General features: G+C 63.9%; 13 protein-coding genes. 4 read left to right on the forward strand and 9 right to left on the reverse strand.

The genetic code is table 11. The features are described from left to right. Positions 1-72 precede the first annotated feature (72 nt). Complete coding sequence (locus P9236_RS03700) at positions 73-1,083, forward strand: efflux RND transporter periplasmic adaptor subunit (RefSeq protein ID WP_278073242.1); 1,011 nt, start codon at positions 73-75, stop codon at positions 1,081-1,083. Next, positions 1,080-4,304, forward strand: coding sequence for an efflux RND transporter permease subunit (locus P9236_RS03705; protein WP_278073243.1), 3,225 nt, complete (start codon positions 1,080-1,082; stop codon positions 4,302-4,304). The genes P9236_RS03700 and P9236_RS03705 overlap by 4 nt, the downstream gene beginning before the upstream one ends. 167 nt (positions 4,305-4,471) lie before the next feature. Here the strand turns inward: P9236_RS03705 and P9236_RS03710 are convergent, their stop codons facing one another. The 9 genes from P9236_RS03710 to P9236_RS03750 form a co-directional block, all read right to left on the reverse strand. Next, the gene (locus P9236_RS03710; protein ID WP_278073244.1) at positions 4,472-5,065 is read right to left on the reverse strand and encodes a DUF2478 domain-containing protein; all 594 of its coding nucleotides are present in this window, start codon (positions 5,063-5,065) and stop codon (positions 4,472-4,474) included. A gap of 99 nt (positions 5,066-5,164) precedes the next feature. Next, complete coding sequence (gene glp / locus P9236_RS03715) at positions 5,165-6,421, reverse strand: gephyrin-like molybdotransferase Glp (RefSeq protein ID WP_278073245.1); 1,257 nt, start codon at positions 6,419-6,421, stop codon at positions 5,165-5,167. Continuing rightward, the gene (locus P9236_RS03720; RefSeq protein ID WP_278073246.1) at positions 6,418-6,699 is read right to left on the reverse strand and encodes a hypothetical protein; all 282 of its coding nucleotides are present in this window, start codon (positions 6,697-6,699) and stop codon (positions 6,418-6,420) included. Before P9236_RS03720 ends, glp begins: the two co-directional genes overlap by 4 nt. Positions 6,700-6,709: 10 nt before the next feature. After that, positions 6,710-7,609 carry a peptidylprolyl isomerase gene (locus P9236_RS03725; protein WP_278073247.1) on the reverse strand — a complete coding sequence of 300 codons (900 nt, stop codon included), beginning with the start codon at positions 7,607-7,609 and terminating at the stop codon, positions 6,710-6,712. 3 nt (positions 7,610-7,612) lie between these two features. Further along, positions 7,613-8,392: a respiratory nitrate reductase subunit gamma gene (gene narI, locus P9236_RS03730; protein WP_278073248.1), complete on the reverse strand. Its 780-nt coding sequence runs from the start codon at positions 8,390-8,392 to the stop codon at positions 7,613-7,615. A 12-nt stretch (positions 8,393-8,404) separates the two neighbouring features. Beyond that, positions 8,405-9,106, reverse strand: coding sequence for a nitrate reductase molybdenum cofactor assembly chaperone (narJ, locus tag P9236_RS03735; RefSeq protein WP_278073249.1), 702 nt, complete (start codon positions 9,104-9,106; stop codon positions 8,405-8,407). Then, positions 9,106-10,632 carry a nitrate reductase subunit beta gene (gene narH, locus P9236_RS03740; RefSeq protein WP_278073250.1) on the reverse strand — a complete coding sequence of 509 codons (1,527 nt, stop codon included), beginning with the start codon at positions 10,630-10,632 and terminating at the stop codon, positions 9,106-9,108. Before narH ends, narJ begins: the two co-directional genes overlap by 1 nt. Continuing rightward, positions 10,629-14,369 (reverse strand): nitrate reductase subunit alpha, encoded by a 3,741-nt coding sequence (locus P9236_RS03745; RefSeq protein WP_278073251.1) that lies wholly within the window; start codon positions 14,367-14,369, stop codon positions 10,629-10,631. The genes narH and P9236_RS03745 overlap by 4 nt, the downstream gene beginning before the upstream one ends. 14 nt (positions 14,370-14,383) lie before the next feature. Beyond that, a complete protein-coding gene (locus P9236_RS03750) occupies positions 14,384-17,125 on the reverse strand; it encodes an MFS transporter (RefSeq protein ID WP_278073252.1) in 2,742 nt (913 codons plus the stop codon). Between the two features lie 99 nt (positions 17,126-17,224). Between P9236_RS03750 and P9236_RS03755 the strand changes: the two genes are divergently transcribed. Together P9236_RS03755 and P9236_RS03760 are read left to right on the forward strand one after the other, a co-directional pair. After that, the gene (locus P9236_RS03755; RefSeq protein WP_278073253.1) at positions 17,225-17,989 is read left to right on the forward strand and encodes a helix-turn-helix domain-containing protein; all 765 of its coding nucleotides are present in this window, start codon (positions 17,225-17,227) and stop codon (positions 17,987-17,989) included. A gap of 229 nt (positions 17,990-18,218) precedes the next feature. After that, positions 18,219-19,286, forward strand: a complete 1,068-nt coding sequence (locus P9236_RS03760; RefSeq protein WP_278073254.1) for a tellurite resistance/C4-dicarboxylate transporter family protein — start codon at positions 18,219-18,221, stop codon at positions 19,284-19,286. The last annotated feature ends 98 nt before the right edge of the window (positions 19,287-19,384 follow it).

The following is a 19,384-nucleotide window of genomic DNA, read 5'->3' on the forward strand; positions in this document are numbered from 1 at the left end:
GAGCAAATTGGTCGCTGATCGGGAGGCGGCCCAGTCGCCTCCCGAGCCATTTCAATCGACGAGACAAGCATAATGAGAACCATACGATCGGCCCTCGCGAGCATTGTTCTGATCGGCGCCGCCGGCCTTGTCGCGGTCGATGCACGCGCCGCCGATTTCACTGTCAAGGCCGCGGCCGTCACCGAGATGAAGGCTGTGTATGGACAGGTGGAGAGCCACACCATCCTGCCGGCCAGGGCGAGGATTTCGGGAACCGTCGCGTCCGTCCGCGTCTCGGAGGGCGCTGAGGTAAGCAAGGGCGACGTGATTGCCACGGTCGTCGACGACAAGCTCGCACTGCAGCTCAGAGCCGCCGACGCCAAGATCGCAGCGCTGAATTCGCAACTCGACAGCGCCCGCACCGATCTGCAGCGCGCGCAGGACCTGCTCGCCAAGGGTGCCGCCGCTCAAAGCCGGGTCGATGCCGCGAAGACGCAGTTCGATGTCGTCACGAACCAGCTGGCGGCAGCGATTGCCGAGAAGGCGGTCATCGAGCAAAGCACCAGGGAAGGCGATATCCTGGCTCCGGCCGACGGCCGGGTGCTGACGGTACCGGTGGCCGCCGGCTCGGTGGTCATGGCGGGCGAATCTGTCGCACGGGTAGCGTCGGGCCAGTACTATCTGCGACTGTCCTTGCCGGAACGGCATGCCGTCGAAATAACGGAAGGCGCCCGCGTCGACATCGGCGAACGCGGCACGGGTACCAATGCCGGCTTCGTCAAGGCCAGCGAGGGGCGGATCGCGAAGGTCTACCCCGAGATCGAGAACGGCCGCGTCATTGCCGACGTCGAAGTCATCGATATCGGGACCTATTTCGTCAATGAGCGCACGCTGGTTTCCATACCGGTTGCCAAACGGACCATGCTGGGCGTTCCGCCTGAGGCACTCAAGACCGTGCACGGCATAGACTACGTCACGGTCGAGACGGCCGACGGCCCGCTCGAGGTCGCGGTCGTGTTGGGCGGGGAATTCCAGGACGCCGGCCAGCCTCGCGTCGAGATCCTGAGCGGTCTTGCCGATGGCGACAAGGTCGTCCTGCCATGAAACTCGGCATCGCCGGCTGGCTTACCCGTTCCTTCATCGCATCGCCGTTGACGCCTCTGTTCCTGCTCGCCGCGCTGGCGCTCGGGCTTGTGGCCCTGGTTACGTTGCCGCGCGAGGAGGAGCCGCAGATCTCCGTGCCCATGGTCGACATCCACGTGTCCGCCAACGGCCTGAAGGCCGAGGATGCCGTCAAGCTCGTGACCGAGCCGCTGGAGACGATCATCAAGGGCATAGCCGGCGTGGAGCACGTCTACTCGCAGACCACGGATGACGGCGCGCTGGTGACCGCGCGCTTCAAGGTCGGCACCAGCTCGGACGCCGCGATCCTGCGCGTCCACGACAAGGTCCGCGCCAACATGGATCGCATCCCCGTCGGGATCCCTGAGCCGCTGATCGTCGGGCGCGGCATCGACGACGTCGCCATCGTGGTGGTGACGCTGACGCCGGCGCGACAGGCAGCGACGCGCTACTCCTCTGCGGATCTGACGCGTCTTGCGCATGAACTGCAGGTCGAGGTCGCAAAGCTTCCCGATATCGGCCTCACCTACATAGTCGGGGAGCAGCCGGAAGAGATCCAGGTCGAGCCGGATCCGGAAAAGCTCTCGCTCTACGGCATCACGCTGCAGCAGTTGACGGGCAAGATCGCGGGCGCCAACCGTTCCTTCCAGATCGGCACGGTGCGCGACCAGGGCAACCAGCGGCTGCTGGTGGCCGGCCAGACACTGCAGGCTTTGTCCGACATCGGCAACCTTTTGCTGACCGCTCGCGACGGCCGGCCGGTCTATATCCGCGACGTCGCCAGCATCGTGCTCGCGACGTCGCCGGCGGAGAACCGCGTCACCGACATCGTCAAGTCCGACAAAGGTCTCGAGCGCACGCCGGCCGTGTCGGTGGCGATCGCGAAGCGACCGGGTACCAATGCGGTCGTCATCGCCGATACGATCGTCAAGCGCCTCGATCAGGTGCGCGGCCAGATCTTCCCCAAGGACGTCGAGATGGCCGTGACGCGCAACTATGGCGAAACGGCCAATGAGAAGGCCAACGAATTGCTCTTCCATCTCGGCCTGGCGACCGTCTCCATCGTTCTCCTGGTCGCCGTCGCCATCGGTTGGCGGGAGGCTCTGGTGGTGGCCGTGGTGATACCCACGACGATCCTGCTGACCATGTTCGCATCGCGCGTCATGGGCTACACGCTGAACCGCGTCAGCCTGTTCGCGCTGATCTTCTCCATCGGCATCCTCGTCGACGACGCGATCGTGATCATCGAGAACATCGCGCGCCACTGGGCGATGGACGATGGCCGTTCGCGCACCCAGGCTGCAATCGATGCGGTCGCCGAGGTCGGCAATCCCACCATCGTGGCGACGCTGACCGTCGTGGCGGCGCTGCTGCCCATGCTGTTCGTCTCCGGCCTCATGGGCCCCTATATGAGCCCGATCCCGGCCAATGCATCGGCCGCGATGCTGTTCTCCTTCTTCGTCGCGGTGATGCTGACACCATGGCTGATGATGAAGCTAGGCGGCAAGGATCAGGCCGGCGCGCATGGCCATGCCGGCAGTGCGCATGGCGGCGTGCTGGGACGCATCTATGTCGCGGTGGCGCGGCCGATCTTGAAGTCGCGGTTCCGGGCGTGGGCGTTCCTTTTGGTCGTGGGTATCGCCACGATCGGGTCCATGGCGCTGATCTACACCAAGCACGTGACGGTCAAGCTTCTGCCCTTCGACAACAAGACCGAGCTCCAGATCGTGGCGGACCTGCCCAGGGGCTCGTCGGTCGAGGACACCGACCGGCTGCTGCAGGCCGCCGTGAACCGGCTGGCCTCGGTGCCGGAAGTGGTTTCGTTCCAGACCTACGCAGGCGCCGCCGCGCCTTTCAACTTCAACGGCTTGGTGCGCCACTACTACCTGCGATCGAGCCCCGAACAGGGCGACATTGCCGTCAACCTGCTTCCCAAGGGCGAGCGCAGCCGCGCCAGCCATGCCGTTGCGCTCGACTTGCGCGATCGCTTGAGGGGAATGGCGATGCCGGCGGGCACGGTGCTGAAGGTGGTCGAGCCGCCGCCGGGGCCGCCGGTTCTCGGCACGCTGCTGGCTGAAATCTACGGCCCGGACGCCGAGACCCGCCGTGCGGTCGCGGCCAAGGTGCGCGAGACCTTCGCCAGCGTCCCGTTCATCGTCGACGTCGATGACAGCTTCCACAATCAGCCGGAACGGCTCCGGCTTTCGATCGACCAGGACAATCTGGAATACTACAAGGTCGAGCAAGCGGACGTGTACGACACGCTGAGCTATCTCTACGGCGGGACCACGGTCGGCTACTCGCACCGGGGCGGCGGACGCCTGCCGATCCCGATTCGCATCGCCTTGTCCAAGACAAACGGCGTGGTCGACCAGCGCGCCCTGGCAACGCCGGTGGCAGCCAACGCGCTGCCCGGCGCGCGCGACGTTGTCGAGCTTGGCGACGTCGTGCGGATAAGCCGGGAGCCGGCCTCTTATCCGATCTTCCGCCACAACGGGCGCCCGGCCGAGATGGTGATGGGCGAACTGGCCGGCGCGTTCGAGGCGCCGGTCTATGGCATGCTTGCCGTGGATGACGCGATCGCCAAGGCGGACTGGGGCAACGTGCCCAAACCGGCCATCGCGCTGCACGGCCAGCCGGACGACGAATCCAAGCCCACTTTATTGTGGGACGGCGAGTGGGAGGTGACCTGGGTGACGTTCCGCGACATGGGCGCCGCGTTCATGGTGGCGATCCTTGGCATATACATTCTCGTCGTCGCGCAGTTCGGCTCGTTCAAGCTGCCGCTGGTCATCCTGACCCCGATCCCGCTGACGCTGATCGGCATCATGCTCGGCCACTGGGCCTTCGCCGCGCCCTTCACGGCAACCTCGATGATCGGCTTCATCGCGCTCGCCGGCATCATCGTGCGCAACTCGATCCTACTGGTGGATTTCATCCGGCACGCCAGGGGGACGGACGAGCCGCTCGTCGGCGTGCTGCTCAAGGCCGGCGCAATCCGCTTCAAGCCGATCCTGCTCACCGCGCTCGCGGCGATGATCGGCGCCGCGGTGATCCTGACCGATCCGATCTTCCAGGGTCTTGCCATATCCCTGCTGTTCGGCCTCGCCTCCTCGACGCTGCTGACCGTGCTCGTCATTCCGGCGATCTACGTAGCGCTGCGCGGTGGCCCGCCCGCCGGTGAAGCACCGCAGGCTGGATAACCTGAGCAAGCCGGTGAAGTGTTTAGTCCTGGCGGAAATCGCCGGAGACGCCGAACACTATCAGGATCGCGGCCAAAGAAATCAAAACCGACGGGCCTCCGGTCAAATTGACGACAGCTGCACAAGCGCCCGCAGCTCCGCCGGCAACGATGGAGCGCAGAATGATCTCAAGCCACCTCGGCACCGGCCATTCTCCCATCCTGGGATTGGTTGGGGTCACGCATCAAGCTACCGCGGAGCAGACGCTCCACGGCCGCGAACCGATCTGACGAAAGATGAGACAGTTCGATTTCCCGGGCGAGGTCGGCTGCAAATTCGCGGAACGGTGCAAGATTGACGACGGGAACGCCGATCAGCACGGGTACGGAAAGCTCGAGCGCCTTGGCGATCAGAGCCCTGAAGCCACCTCCTTCGGCCTCGGTCTTTCCGAATTTGCAGAGAACCAGCAGATCGGTCTGACCGGACAATCCCGCTCCCGCGGCTTCACAGGCGCCGAGCAGCCGATCGATATTCAAAACACAGCCTCGAGCATGGGGACCTCGATCATCGGATATGCCATGGAGCTTGCCTGTCGCGAGATCCCGCAGATGCATGTCGCATTTCACGCGACCCGGTTTCGGTTCGCTTAGCTGGACAAGGCCAGCCAAGCGCATGCCCCGCTCGACCATGATGGCAGTAACTTCCCGCAGGAATGCCTCGAACTCCGAACCGTTCGAATAGACGATCGCGGTCATGGGACAGTCGGGACGAATGCCCTGCATGGGGTTCTCCTTCAGTTTGAATTTGTCTGCCGTGCAGCAGACTCGACCGGATCGGTCTTATGCGCTGAGACCAGCGAGGCGGCGCCCAAGGCCATCGGTCTATCTCGCAAAGCACCCAGGGCTGAATGGAAGCACTTCGACGGGCATGCCAGGCTCGGCAGGCATCGACGCACCCGGCACAATCGCTATGGCGTCGGCCGATAACATCGGCATCATTCTGTGCGAGCCATCCGGGCCGCTGCGGCAGGCGCTCAATCGACCCTGCTCGACATTCAGGCGGACCGGCAGCAATTCCGTCCGATCCGGCTTGCGGGAACATGTGAAGGCCAACTCGGCCGTGATCCGCCTCGCCGGCCGCTGACCAAGAAGGGTCGCCACGATCGGGCGTGCGAAGGCGAGCGCCCCGAAAGCCGCGGCCTGCGGGTTGCCTGGCAATCCGACGAAGCACGCCTCCCCTATCTTGCCGATTGCCAACGGCTTGCCTGGCTTCATTGCCACCTTGACGACATCGAGTTGGCCTCCGGCACGCATTGCGGCGTTGCGCACGTGGTCCTCTTCGCCAACTGACATGCCGGCGGTGGTGATGATCAGATCCGCCGATTTCGCGCTGTTTTCGAGCACTCGGGCGATGGCCGCGGTGTCGTCGCGGACAGTCGACAACGCGATATCGGCGTTCGGCCCCGCCAGGAGAGCAGCGAGAAGCGGACCGTTGGAGTCGTAGATCGCGCCGGGTGCAAGCGACCCGCCGGTGCTGCGGAGCTCGGAGCCGGTCGTGATAACGGCGATCCGCACGCGACGCGCAACGGGGACATTATCGATTCCGATCGCTGCAAGAAGCGCTATTTCCGGCCAGCCGATCATATAGCCTTGACGAAGGACGCAGGCTCCTTGGCTCACATCCTCGCCGACCCTGCGAATGTGCGCGCCTGGCGCCACGTCGAACGCGAACTGCACGAGATCGCCCCGCCGCGTCGTCTGCTCCTGCATGACGACAGTGTCCGCGCCCTTGGGCAATGCCGCGCCCGTCATGATGCGGTGCGCAGCGCCCGGAGCCAGCACACCCGGCGGATCACCCGCGCTGGTGCGGCCTATTATGGGCAGAACCAGAGGCAGGCCCGTCCTGCCGGCGAGGCTTATCGCATAGCCGTCCATTGCCGCCTGATCGAAAGGCGGAATAGCGCGAGGCGCTTCGATGGCCGTCGCCACAAGACGTCCGACGGCATCGGCCAACGGCACCATTTCCGACTGACCCAGCGGCCGCGCCAATGCGACGGCAACGCTTCGCGCCGTCTCGAAGGGCACCGCACCTGCGCCGGCGCAGAAGCAACTGTCGGGCAGTATTGCCGGCGCGGTCATGCCTCGACGTCCCGCAGCGTCTTTTCGAGAATCGCGCGCATGGCCGCAAGACCCGGATCCTGCGCACGGTTCATGATGCCGATGAGTTGCGTCCAAAGATCGTCGGATGCGGTGTCCACGAAATTGCGAACGGCCGAGCCGACGATATCGGCCGGCGAACGACCGGACTGATCGGCAGCGGCGGTCAGTCGCGCGGCCAAGGCCGGCTCTTCGAAAGCGGAAACGATTGCCATCGCCGCTTTCGGGTCCTCCAGCGAGGCAATGATATCTCCGAGCATCGCATCCGCCTCACTGCACCAGCGGCGAGGAAGCGCCGTCTATGACAATGCCGCCGATGTCCGCCCGGCCGACAAGCAGAGAGACGTATTGCGCCGTCGCCTGCCGGCTGACGTGCTCGGCCAGATAGGACGCGATGCGTTCCCGCACGGCCTCGAACGGAAGCTGGCGGCCATCGATGCGCCGCGTCAGGCGGATGAGGTGGACGCCGTAACGCGTCTCCACCGGCGAAGAAATCTCACCTGGTGCGAGATCGCCGAGAGCGGCCTCGAATTCCGGCGTCGTGTCGCCCGGCCCGATCTGGCCGAGGCTGCCGCCAAGGGGTCCCGACGGACAATCCGAACAGTCGCGCGCCAGCACCGCGAAACGCTCGGGCACCGCCGCAAGGCTGGACCTGAGCGACAGCGCCTTCTCACGCGCGGCGGCAAAGGCCTCGCGATCATCGCGGCGGGCAGCTACGAGAATATGGTCGGCCTCATAAAGCGGCGGCGTCACGAAGCGGCGAAGATTGTTCTCGTAGAAGCGCCGCAGCATCTCCTCGTCCGCCTCGGGAACGCGTACCTCGCGCTCGATCAGGCCGCGCACCAGCGCGTCTTCGATAGTCTCCCTGCGCCCATCCTGGTCGGTCCTCTGCTCGGCGGCGATACCGAGATGCCGCGCCTCCTGCAGGAGCAACTCGCGGATGACGAGCGCACGGGTCGCGGCACGCCAGCCCTCGCCGGGATTGCGGGCGGGAAAGTTCTGCACCTCGGCGGCGATCGCCTTGCGCGATATCGCCACCCCGTTGACGGTGACCGGCGGCATCGCCACGCGCTCGCGGGACGGCGCCGTGTCGGGAGCCGCGGGTCGGTGTTCGTGCGGATGTTCGGACGTTTTGCGGCCGGCCGAATGATCGATAACGAGCGCAGCCATGGTCTACTCCGCAGGCTGGTGGGAGGGAGCGGCAGCGGGCCGCCGCACCGGAGCGGGCGACCGCATCGCCGGCGCCGGCGCTGGCTGCCGGCGGGTCGCGAAGCGTGTGCGCACGACCTGATAACCCGGGCGGCCGAGATACCAGACCGGCGCGCTCCAGACATGAACCAGCCTGGTGAACGGGAAGACCAGGAAGATCGTCATGCCGAGCAGGAGATGCGCCTTGAAGATCGGGTTGACGTCGGCGACGTAGGCCGCGGCCGCCGGCTGCAAGGTGAGAATGCCCTGCGCCCAATTCATGAATTTCACCATCTCGTGGCCGTCCATATGACCGAGCGAGACGAAGATGGTTGAAAGGCCAAGCGTGAGCTGCAGCCAGAGCAACAACAAGATCGCGATGTCGCCGGGCGCCGAGGTGTTGCGGATGCGCGGATCGAACAGCCGGCGATGGGCAAGAAGCGATATGCCGATGAAGCAGGCAACACCGGCGATGCCGCCGGCGGTGATGGCAAGACCCTGCTTGAAGCTGTGAGAAACGCCGAGCGCATCGAAGACCCAGATAGGCGTCAGCAGGCCGACGAAATGACCGCCGAAGATCACCAGTATGCCCACATGGAAGAGATTGGAGCCCCAGCGCAGCTGGCGCCGCCGCAGCAGCTGGGAGGAACCCGTCTTCCAGGTGTACTGCTCGCGGTCGAAGCGGATCAGGCTGCCGAGCAGGAAGATGGTCAGGCAGAAATAAGGGTACCAGCCAAGGAGCGCGTCGTTGATTGTGTCGGACATGGCTTCCCTCCGTCAGGCCGCATTGTTGCGCGCATCGCGATTGGCGGCGCGCATCTGGATTCTCAGCCGGTCGACGGAACAGCCGTCGGCCGCATTTCCGGGACCGAATGCGACGGCGGTCTCTTCCCAGGCGGCATCGATGGCCGCCAGGTCGTCGGGTTCGTCGATTTCGGCGTCGGCCGCGACCACGGGAGGCTCGCTGGCAATCGAGCGTATGGCCGTGAACACGGCGGCATAGCCTGCGTTGCGCTTAGCGAGCCGCTCTTCCAGCAGCGAGAAGATGTGGGCGGTTTCATCGAGCAGGCCGCGCGCCTCCTCAAAGGGACGGGCAGAGAGGAACTCGAGGAAAAGCGGGATGAAGTCGGGCAATTCGTTTGCCGCGACGAGAAGCCCGCCACGCCGATAATGTTCGATCAGATCGACCATCGCCTGGCCGCGATCGCGGCTCTCGCCATGGATGTGCTCGAAGAGGTGCAGCGAGTGACGGCGCGTCTTGTCGAACAGCTCGACGTAACGCTCCTGGAGATCGTAGACATCCAGAGTGGCCAGATCGGCAAGCAAGGGCTGCAACTGCTTGCCCGCTTCGTCCGATACCAATCGCTCGGCCGCAATCGCCGCGGCCACTTCCGGGATCGCCGCGCAAAGCTCCTCGGTCGGATAGGAAAGGAGCGCCGAGAGCGCCTTGAAGGTCCTGTTCGAGAGCGGCATCACCATCACGCGATCTCCATCGGGTTTGTCGGCCGCTTGGTCTGCCTAGTGCCGAAGAGGTTGGTCTCCGTGGAACCGCCCGAGCACCCGTTGCCGAAGGAGAAGCCGCAGGAGCCGCGCATGTCCTGGGCGTCTTCGCTCCATTCGCGGTGCGACGTCGGGATGACGAAACGATCCTCGTAATTGGCGATCGCCATCACCTTGTACATTTCGTCGATGGCCGAGCCGGTCAGGCCGACCCGCGCCGCGATCGACTCGTCGAGACGGCCGTCGATCGTCTTTGCCCGCATATAGCTTCGCATCGCCAGCATGCGTTCGAGCGCGAGCGCCACCGGCTCCTCATTGCCCGCCGTCAGCAGATTGGCGAGATACTGGAGCGGAATGCGCAGGCTGCGCACGTCCGGCATGTCGCCGTCCAGCCCCATCTTGCCGGCGGCCGCGGCAGACTGGATGGGCGAGAGCGGCGGCACGTACCAGACCATCGGCAGGGTGCGGTACTCAGGGTGCAGCGGAAAGGCGATCTTCCACTCCATCGCCATCTTCCAGACCGGCGACAATTTGGCCGCCTCCAGCCAGTTGTCGGGAACCCCGTCGGCGCGGGCCTGGGCGATGACGGCCGGATCGTTCGGATCGAGGAAGACGTCGAGCTGCGCCTGATAGAGGTCTTTCTCCCGCGGCGTGCTGGCGGCCGCCTCGATGCGGTCGGCGTCGTAGAGGATCACGCCGAGATAGCGGATGCGCCCGACGCAGGTCTCCGAACAAACGGTCGGCTGGCCCGCCTCGATGCGCGGAAAGCAGAAGATGCACTTCTCCGATTTGCCCGACGACCAGTTGTAGTAGATCTTCTTGTAGGGGCAACCGGAGACGCACATGCGCCAGCCGCGGCACTTGTCCTGATCGATCAGGACGATGCCGTCCTCCTCGCGTTTATAGATGGCTCCCGACGGGCACACCGCCGCGCAAGCCGGGTTGAGGCAGTGCTCGCAAAGCCTCGGCAGGTACATCATGAAGGTGTTTTCGAACTGGCCGTAGATGTCCTTCTGGACGCCCTCGAAGTTCACGTCCTTCGACCGCTTCTCGAACTCGCCGCCGAGGATCTCCTCCCAGTTCGGACCCCATTCGATCTTTTCTATCCGCTCGCCGGTGATGGCCGAGCGCGGGCGGGCCGTGGGGAAAGCCTTCGATTCCTTCGCCGTGTGCAGGTGTTCGTAGTCAAAAGTGAACGGCTCGTAATAGTCGTCGATCTCCGGCAAATCAGGGTTCGCGAAGATGTTGGCAAGGATACGCCACTTGGCGCCCATCTTCGGCTCGATCTTGCCATTCTTCTTGCGGCGCCAGCCGCCGTTCCATTTCTGCTGGTTCTCCCACTCCTTGGGATAGCCGACGCCCGGCTTGGTCTCGACATTGTTGAACCATGCGTATTCGACGCCTTCCCGGTTGGTCCAGACGTTCTTGCAGGTAACCGAGCAGGTGTGACACCCGATGCATTTGTCGAGGTTCAGCACCATCGCGATCTGAGCGCGGATCTTCATTCTGCTGCCTCCTTGGGAGCATTGGCTTGTAAGGGTTCTTCGAGCCAGTCGACGGCCGCCATCTTGCGGACCACGATGAACTCGTCGCGGTTGGAGCCCACGGTTCCGTAGTAGTTGAAGCCGTAGGACTGGTGGACATAGCCGCCGATCATGTGCGTCGGCTTGAGCACCGTGCGCGTCACCGAATTGTGGATGCCGCCGCGGTTGCCGGTCAGTTCGGAGCCCGGCGTGTTCACGATCTTCTCCTGCGCATGATACATCAGCATCATGCCCTGCTTGACGCGCTGGGAGACGACGGCGCGGGCCGTAAGCGCTCCGTTGGCGTTGAAGACCTCGACCCAGTCGTTGTCGACTATGTCCGCGGCCTTGGCGTCGGTCTCCGAAATCCAAACGACCGGACCGCCACGATTGAGCGTCAGCATCAGGAGATTGTCGCTGTAGGTGGAGTGGATGCCCCATTTCTGGTGGGGCGTGATGAAGTTGAGGACGATTTCCTTATTGCCGTTGGGCCTCAGTCCCTTGACGGCGGGAATCGTCTTGAGGTCGACCGGCGGCTTCCAAGTGATGAAGCCTTCGCCGAAGGCCCGCATCCACAGATGATCCTGATAGAGCTGCTGGCGCCCGGTCAGGGTGCGCCACGGGATCAGTTCGTGGACGTTCGTATAGCCGGCATTGTAGCAGACCTTCTCGCTCTCGATGCCGGACCAGGTCGGCGAGGAGATGATCTTGCGCGGCTGGGCCTGAACGTCGCGAAAACGGATCTTCTCGTCTTCCTTCGGGATGGCGAGATGGGCGTGGTCGCGGCCGGTCGCCTTGGAGAGTGCCTCCCAGGCCTTGACCGCGACCTCGCCATTGGTTTCGGGCGCGAGCATCAGGATGACTTCGGTGGCGTCGATGTCCGTCTCGATCCTCGGCTGCCCCTTGGCGGAGCCGGCGGCCTGGACGCCGTTGAGCGCGCCGAGCGCCTCGACCTCATGCGCCGTGTCCCAGCCGATGCCCTTGCCGCCATTGCCGATCTCGGTCATCAGCGGGCCGAGCGCGGTAAAGCGGGCGTAGAGGTTCGGATAGTCGCGCGTGACGACGCTAACGGCCGGCATCGTCTTGCCGGGAAGCGGTTCGATCTCGCCGCGCTTCCAGTCGGCGACATCGAAGGGCTGGGCGATCTCGCCGGGTGTGTCGTGCTGGATCGGAGTGAGGACGACGTCCTTCTCCACGCCCAGAACCTCCGGCGCGACCGCCGAAAAGGCCCTGGCAAGGCCCTTGTAGATATCCCAGTCCGAGCGCGCTTCCCAGGCAGGGTCCACCGCCGCCGACAGCGGATGGATGAAGGGATGCATGTCGGAGGTGTTGAGATCGTTCTTCTCGTACCAGGTCGCGGTCGGCAGCACGATGTCGGAGTAGACGCAGGTCGTCGACATGCGGAAGTCGAGCGTGACCAGAAGATCGAGCTTTCCCTGCGGCGCCTCGTCGTGCCAGACAACCTCCTTGTTGCGCACCTTGCCTTCGGCGCCGAGATCCTTACCCATGACGCCGTGCCTGGTGCCGAGCAGGTGCTTCAGGAAGTATTCGTGGCCCTTGCCGGAGGAGCCGAGGATGTTGGAGCGCCACACGAACATGTTGCGCGGCCAATTGGCCGGATCGTCCGGGTCCTCGCAGGCGAGGTCGAGTTCGCCCGACTTCAGCGCTTTCGCCACATAGTCCTTGACCTCGAGGCCAGCCGCCGAGGCGCGCTTGGCGATGTCGAGCGGATTCTGCTTCAACTGCGGCGCGGAAGGCAGCCAGCCCATGCGCTCGGCGCGAACATTGTAGTCGATGAAGCTCTGGTTCCAGTCCCCTTCGGGCGCTGTCGGCGACAGGATCTCCGCCGCCGTCAGGGTCTCGTATCGCCATTGGTCCGTGTGCGCGTAGAAGAAGGACGTCGAGTTCTGGTGGCGCGGGGGGCGCGCCCAGTCGAGCGCGAAGGCGAGCGGTGTCCAGCCGGTCTGCGGGCGCAGCTTTTCCTGGCCGACATAATGCGACCAGCCACCGCCGGACTGGCCGATGGCGCCGCAGAACACCAGGAGGTTGATGATCCCCCGGTAATTCATGTCCATGTGGTACCAGTGGTTGAGGCCAGCACCCAGGATCACCATCGAGCGCCCGTTGGTCTTTTCGGCATTGGTGGCGAACTCGCGCGCCACGGTGACGATGGCGTCGCGCTTCACCCCGGTGATGCGCTCGGCCCAGGCGGGCGTGAACGGCACGTCGTCATCATAGGAAGAGGCGACATTGGCGCCGCCGAAGCCGCGGTCGAGGCCGTAGTTGGCCATGAGCAGGTCGTAGACGGTCGCGACCTTCGCCGGCCCGTCGACGGTCTTTATCGTGCGGACCGGGATGTTGCGGGTCAGGATCTCGCCGTGCTCGGTGGCCACGAAATGCTCGCTCGCGCGGCCGCCGAAATACGGAAAATCGACGGCCGCGATGTCGGCGCCGTCGCCGGCAAGGGTGAGCTTTAGCCGAACATCCCGCCCCTTGCCGTCCTTTTCCTCGAGATTCCATTTTCCTTGCTCGCCCCAGCGGTAACCGGCCGATCCGAGAGGCGCCACCAACGCGTCCTTCGCCTCGTCGATGGCGACCGTCTTCCATTGCGGATTGTTCTTTTCGCCGAGGGCTCCCCTGATCTCGGAGGCGCGCAGCAGGCGCTCGGGGACGAACCTGCCGTCGCGCTCCGCAAGCCGCACTAGGAAGGGCATGTCGGTATAGCGTCGGGCATAGTCGTCGAAATAGGCGACGCTGCGGTCGAGGTGGTATTCGCGCAGGATGACGTGGCCCATGGCGAGCGCCAGCGCGGCGTCGGTTCCCTGCTTCGGATTGAGCCAGATGTCGGCGAACTTCGTCGCCTCGGCATAATCCGGCGAGACTACGGCGCTCTTGGTGCCCTTGTAGCGCACCTCGGTATAGAAATGCGCGTCAGGCGTGCGCGTCTGCGGCACGTTGGATCCCCAGACGATGATGAAGCCGGCATTGTACCAGTCGGCGCTTTCAGGGACGTCGGTCTGCTCGCCCCAGGTCTGCGGGCTTGCCGGCGGCAGGTCGCAGTACCAGTCGTAGAACGACATGCACACGCCGCCGAGCAGCGACAGATAGCGCGAGCCGGCCGCATAGGACACCATCGACATGGCCGGGATCGGCGAGAAGCCGATAATGCGGTCCGGACCATGCTTGCGGGCGGTGTAGGCATTGGCGGCTGCAACGAGCTCGTTCACCTCGTCCCAGGTGGCGCGCACGAAGCCGCCATGGCCGCGGATCGAGATGTAGGACTGACGCTTGTTCGTATCCTCCACGATCGAGGCCCAGGCCGAGACGGGCGTCATCTTGGCGCGGGCGGCCCGCCACAACTTCAACAGCCGGCCGCGGATCATCGGGTATTTCACCCGGGCGCCGGAATATAGATACCAGCTGTAGGAGGCGCCGCGCGCGCAGCCGCGAGGCTCGTGATTGGGCAGATCGGGCCGCGTGCGCGGATAGTCGGTCTGCTGCGTCTCCCAAGTGACGATGCCGCCCTTGACGTAGATCTTCCACGAGCACGAGCCGGTGCAATTCACGCCATGGGTGGAGCGCACGATCTTGTCGTGCTGCCAGCGCTTGCGATAGCCGTCTTCCCAGGAGCGATCCTCATTGGTCACGATCCCGTGGCCGTCGGAGAAACTGTCGACGGTCTTGCGAAAGAAGGTTAGCCGGTCGAGAAAATGCGACATTGCTTCGTCCCTGGTTATTCGGCTGCGGCCGGATGGATGGGCGCGTCGCGCTTGGCGCGCTCGATGGTGTGAAGAAGGCCGCCCTTGCGGGTATAGACGGCCCAGGTGATGGCCAGGCAGCTCACGTAGAACAGCAGGAAGGCCCATAGCGCGGCGTTGGGTGAACCCGTGAGCGCGATCGAGGTGCCGTAGCTCTTCGGTATGAAGAACGCGCCGAAGGCCGCGATCGCCGAGGTAAAGCCGGTGATGGCTGCGGACTCCTTCTCCGCCTGCTGGCGACGCGCTTCGGCGTTGGCCTTGGGCAACAAGCGGCCCATCTCCTTGGCCATGATCACCGGGATCATCTGGAAGGTGGAGGCGTTGCCGACGCCGGTGGCGAAGAACAGAAGCAGGAAGGCCGCGAAGAAGCCGAAGAACGCGCCCGGCTGATCCTTGATGCCGATGAACCACAAGACTCCGGCGACGCCTGCGATCATCAGCACGAAGGCCCAGAAGGTGACGCGCGCGCCGCCGTATTTATCCGCAAGCCAGCCGGAACCTGAGCGCGAGAGGGCGCCGACGAGCGGGCCGAGGAAGGCGAACTGGAGCGCGTTGACGTCCGGAAACAGCATCTTCGTGAGCAGCGGGAAGCCGGCCGAATAACCGATAAAGGATCCGAAAGTGCCCGTGTATAGCCAGCACATGATCCAGTTGTGACGGCGCTGGAAGATCACGGCCTGCTCGCTGAATGATGCCTTGGCCGAAGCGATGTCGTTCATGCCGAACCAGCTCGCGAAGGCCGAGACTATGATGAACGGGACGAAGACGAAGCCGGCATTCTGCAGCCAGAGCGGCGCATCGCCCGTCGGTCCCTTGACCATGGCCGGATCGCCGCCGAGCCAGCCGAATATCCCGGTGGTGATCGCCAGCGGCACGACGAACTGGACGACGCTGACACCGAGATTGCCGAGGCCGGCGTTGAGCGCAAGAGCATTTCCCTTCTCCGCCTTCGGGAAGAAGAAGGAGATGTTGGCCATGGAGGAGGCGAAGTTGCCGCCGCCGAAGCCGCAGAGCAGCGCCAGGATCAACAACACGATATAAGGCGTGTCGGGGTTCTGTACCGCATAGCCGATGCCGACAGCCGGTATGATGAGCGACCACGTCGTCAGCGTCGTCCAGAGCCTGCCGCCGAAGATCGGCACCATGAAGGAATAGAAGATGCGCAGCGTCGCCCCGGAGATTCCGGGCAGAGCGGCGAGCCAGAAGAGCTGATCGGTGGTGAAGGTGAAACCGACAAGCGGAAGCTTGGCGACGACGACCGACCACACCTGCCAGATGGCGAAGGAAAGCAGCAGCGCCGGGATCGAAAGCCACAGGTTGCGCTTCGCGATGCGGCGGCCGGTTTCAGCCCAGAAGGTCTTATCCTCCGGACGCCAGTCGGTAAGGGCGCCGCCCGTCCGTGTCTTTGCCACGGGCTCAGGCATTTGCTGCATTTCGGGAAAAGGCGGCAGCTTGGCGAGAGCCTCGCCGACGGTTCCGCGTTCCATCTGGCGGATAGCCACATGCATCCAGAGCAGCGCGCCGGAGACCAGCAGGAAGAGCGCCATGAAGCAGCTCGTCCAGAGGCCGGTCAGGTCGAGCAGCAAGCCGAACAGGATCGGCAGCACGAAGCCGCCCAGGCCGCCGATCATGCCGACAAGCCCGCCGACCGAACCGACATGGTCGGGATAATAGACCGGGATGTGCTTGTAGACGGCGGCCTTGCCGAGCGCCATGAAGAAGCCGAGCACGAAGATCGTGACGATGAAGCCGAAAAGGCCCATCTCGATGTGGAAGGAGGTCGTCGTGCCGTTGACGCCATGGACGATGTAGTCGGTCGGCGGATAGGACAGGACGAAGGTCGCCACGACCGAGACGAAGAAGGTCCAGTAGAGCACGCGGCGCGCGCCGAAGCTGTCCGAAAGGTGTCCGCCATAGGCGCGAAACAGGCTCGCCGGCACCGAGAAGAACGCCGCGATCATGCCGGCGGTCTTGATGTCGAGGCCGTAGACATTGATGAGATATTGCGGCAGCCAGAGCGCGAGCGCGACAAAGGCGCCGAACACGAAGAAATAGTAGAGCGCGAAACGCCAGATCTGCACGTTCTTCAGAGGCTCGAGCTCGAGCCAGGCGCTTTTCGGCTTGATGCCTGAGCGCCGGCGTTCGACGATGACCGGATCATCGTCCGTCGTGAGCCAGAAGATGACTGCCATGACGACGAGGGCCGCTGCCCAGACCTGCGCCACGGCCTGCCATCCGAAGGCGACGAGCACGAAGGGGGCGAGGAATTTGGTGACCGCGGCACCGACATTGCCCGCGCCAAAGATGCCGAGCGCCGTGCCTTGTCTTTGCGGCGGAAACCAGCGCGACACATATGCGACACCAACCGAAAAGGAACCGCCGGCGATGCCGACGCCGAGGGCGGCGACCAGCATCTGCGGATAGGTGTGGGCATAGGACAGAAGGAAAGTCGCGACCGCGGCCGCCAGCATGTTCACCGTGAAGACGATCCGGCCGCCATAGCGGTCTGTCCAGATGCCAAGCGCGACCCTGATCAGGGAGCCCGTCAGGATCGGCGTGCCGACGAGCAGGCCGAACTGCGTCTCGCTCAGGCCGAGTTCCTGGCGGATGCGAATGCCAATGATGGAGAAGATAGTCCAGACCGCGAAGCATACCGTGAATGCGGCCGTGCTCGCGCCCAGGATTTGACCGGACTTCTCATTCACGGTCGCTTTCATTGTCGGCAGCCTCTTTGACAGTTGGCCTCAAGAACGGGGGCCAACATGGCTAAGCCGGCACCGCGCAGCATTGATCCAAATCAAGGCGCGGTGTGACATTTGTCACAGACGATGCGGGCGGTGATGGAAACGCCGCAAATCGGAGAAGAATCTTTGTTGGATGAAATGACGCATGAGGGCGTGGTGCCGGAAGAACTGCCGCTGTTTCGGGGGCTACCAGCATCCCGCCGGAGCGAGCTGCTGCGGCATGCCATGGTGCACAGCGTTTCTCCAGGCACCGTCCTGTTCGAACAAGGCGAAGTGCCGAACTTCCAACTGATCGTGCTGGCTGGATCCGCGCAATTGTTCGGACGATCGGCCGAGGGCCGCGAAGTCCTGATCGAGGCTGTCCGGGCCCCGGATCTCGTCATCCCCGCCGCCGTCCTGACCGGCGCGCCTTATCTCATGCAGGCCCGGGTGCCCGAGCCTTCGCGATTTTTGTTGATTCACGCGGCAGCGTTTCGAGCGGCCGTCGACGACGATCCTTTGCTGGCGCACGCCGTGATCGGAAGCCTCGCGCACCAATTTCGACGCATGGTCCGTCAGATCAAGAACCTCAAGTTGAGAACCGCGACCCAGCGTGTCGGATGCTATCTACTGGCCCTGTCGAAGCGGCAAGGCACGCCGGACCGAGCCGTTCTGCCGTTCGAGAAGACGCTTATCGCCTCGGAGCTCGGCATTACCCGAGAGTCATTTTCGCGCGCGCTGTCGGGCCTGGGAGAGTCAGGTATCCGCGTCGACGGCCAGACGATCGAAATTCTCGATGCATCCCGCCTTGCCGCCGCATGCGCCCCCGACCCGCTTATCGATGATGCGGACGCCTAGGGCTTCGCAATCTGACTGATCATCGCGGCTGGCCCGCCATCATCGCGGATATCGAGGCATCTGCCGGCCGGGCCGAGACTCTGTCGGGGTCGCTGGATTCGATTGATCCAGATCAGCGCCAACAGGTCGATCTAGCGGTCTCTTCAAGTTGTCGCAGGTAAATACCGTGCGGGCGATTTGCAGCTTTGCTTCGCAGTCCGCTTCCGGTGATGTTGTTGCGGTCAGAGATATGACGATCAGAAGCAGTGACTCGAATTCGGCGCGGCCGGAACTGAAGCTGGCTGATATGTCACCCGCCTATTTCGCGCTGGTCATGGCCACCGGCATTGTGTCCCTCGCGGCCTCCATGATGGAACACCCGAACCTTGCGCTCGCGTTGTTCTTTCTCAACGTAGGGCAATATGCGGTCCTATGGTTGCTCTACGGCCTGCGGGCATGGCGCTATCCCCGGCGGTTTTTCGGCGACATGGTCGCTCATCTTACCGGACCGGGCTATTTCACCACGGTGGCCGGCACTGGCATCCTTGCGAGCCAGTTCATGATCCTGCGCGAAAACATTGCCGCAGGCGCGGCCTTATGGGCGTTGGCCATTGTTCTGTGGGTATGCCTGACCTACACGATCTTCACGGCTTTCACCGTCAGGCGCCAGAAGCCCACTCTCGACAAGGGTATCAACGGCGGCTGGCTGTTGGCGGTGGTGGCGACACAAGCCTTGTCCGTATCCACGGCGCTGCTTGCCGCGCGCATCGACCAACCCTATCGGCTCGAACTCAATCTGATGGCTTTATCCATGTGGCTGTGGGGCGGCATGCTCTACATCTGGATGATGTCGCTGATCTTCTACCGCTACGCGTTCTTTCGCTTTTCGCCCGGCGATCTGGCGCCACCCTACTGGATCAACATGGGCGCGATGGCAATTTCGACGCTGGCCGGATCCTTGCTGATACTGAACGCGCCGCACGCACCGTACCTGATGTCCCTGCTGCCTTTCCTGAAGGGCTTCACGGTCTTCTACTGGGCGACCGGAACCTGGTGGATACCCATGCTGCTTTTGCTGGGCATCTGGCGTTACGGCTACGAGCGTTTTCCGTTCGAGTACGACCCGCTGTATTGGGGAGCGGTATTTCCACTCGGCATGTACGCCGCCTGCACCTGGCAGATGGATCGTGCCATGGAATTCGGTTTTCTGTCGGCCCTGCCCCATGCGTTCCTTTACATCGCCCTGGCGGCGTGGACGGTGACGTTCGTCGGCATGGTGCGCTCGCTGGCGCGCGGCTTGCTGAGCGCGCGGGGCTGACCCTTGTGGCCGCGAGAATGCGACGTCCAGAAAAACGTCGCGCTCTTTGCGCTGGCGCAAAGAGCCAATCGATCCGGCGAATAAGTAGACAAACTTAA

The organism is Mesorhizobium sp. WSM4884 (genome assembly GCF_029625675.1).
Classification (GTDB): domain Bacteria; phylum Pseudomonadota; class Alphaproteobacteria; order Rhizobiales; family Rhizobiaceae; genus Mesorhizobium.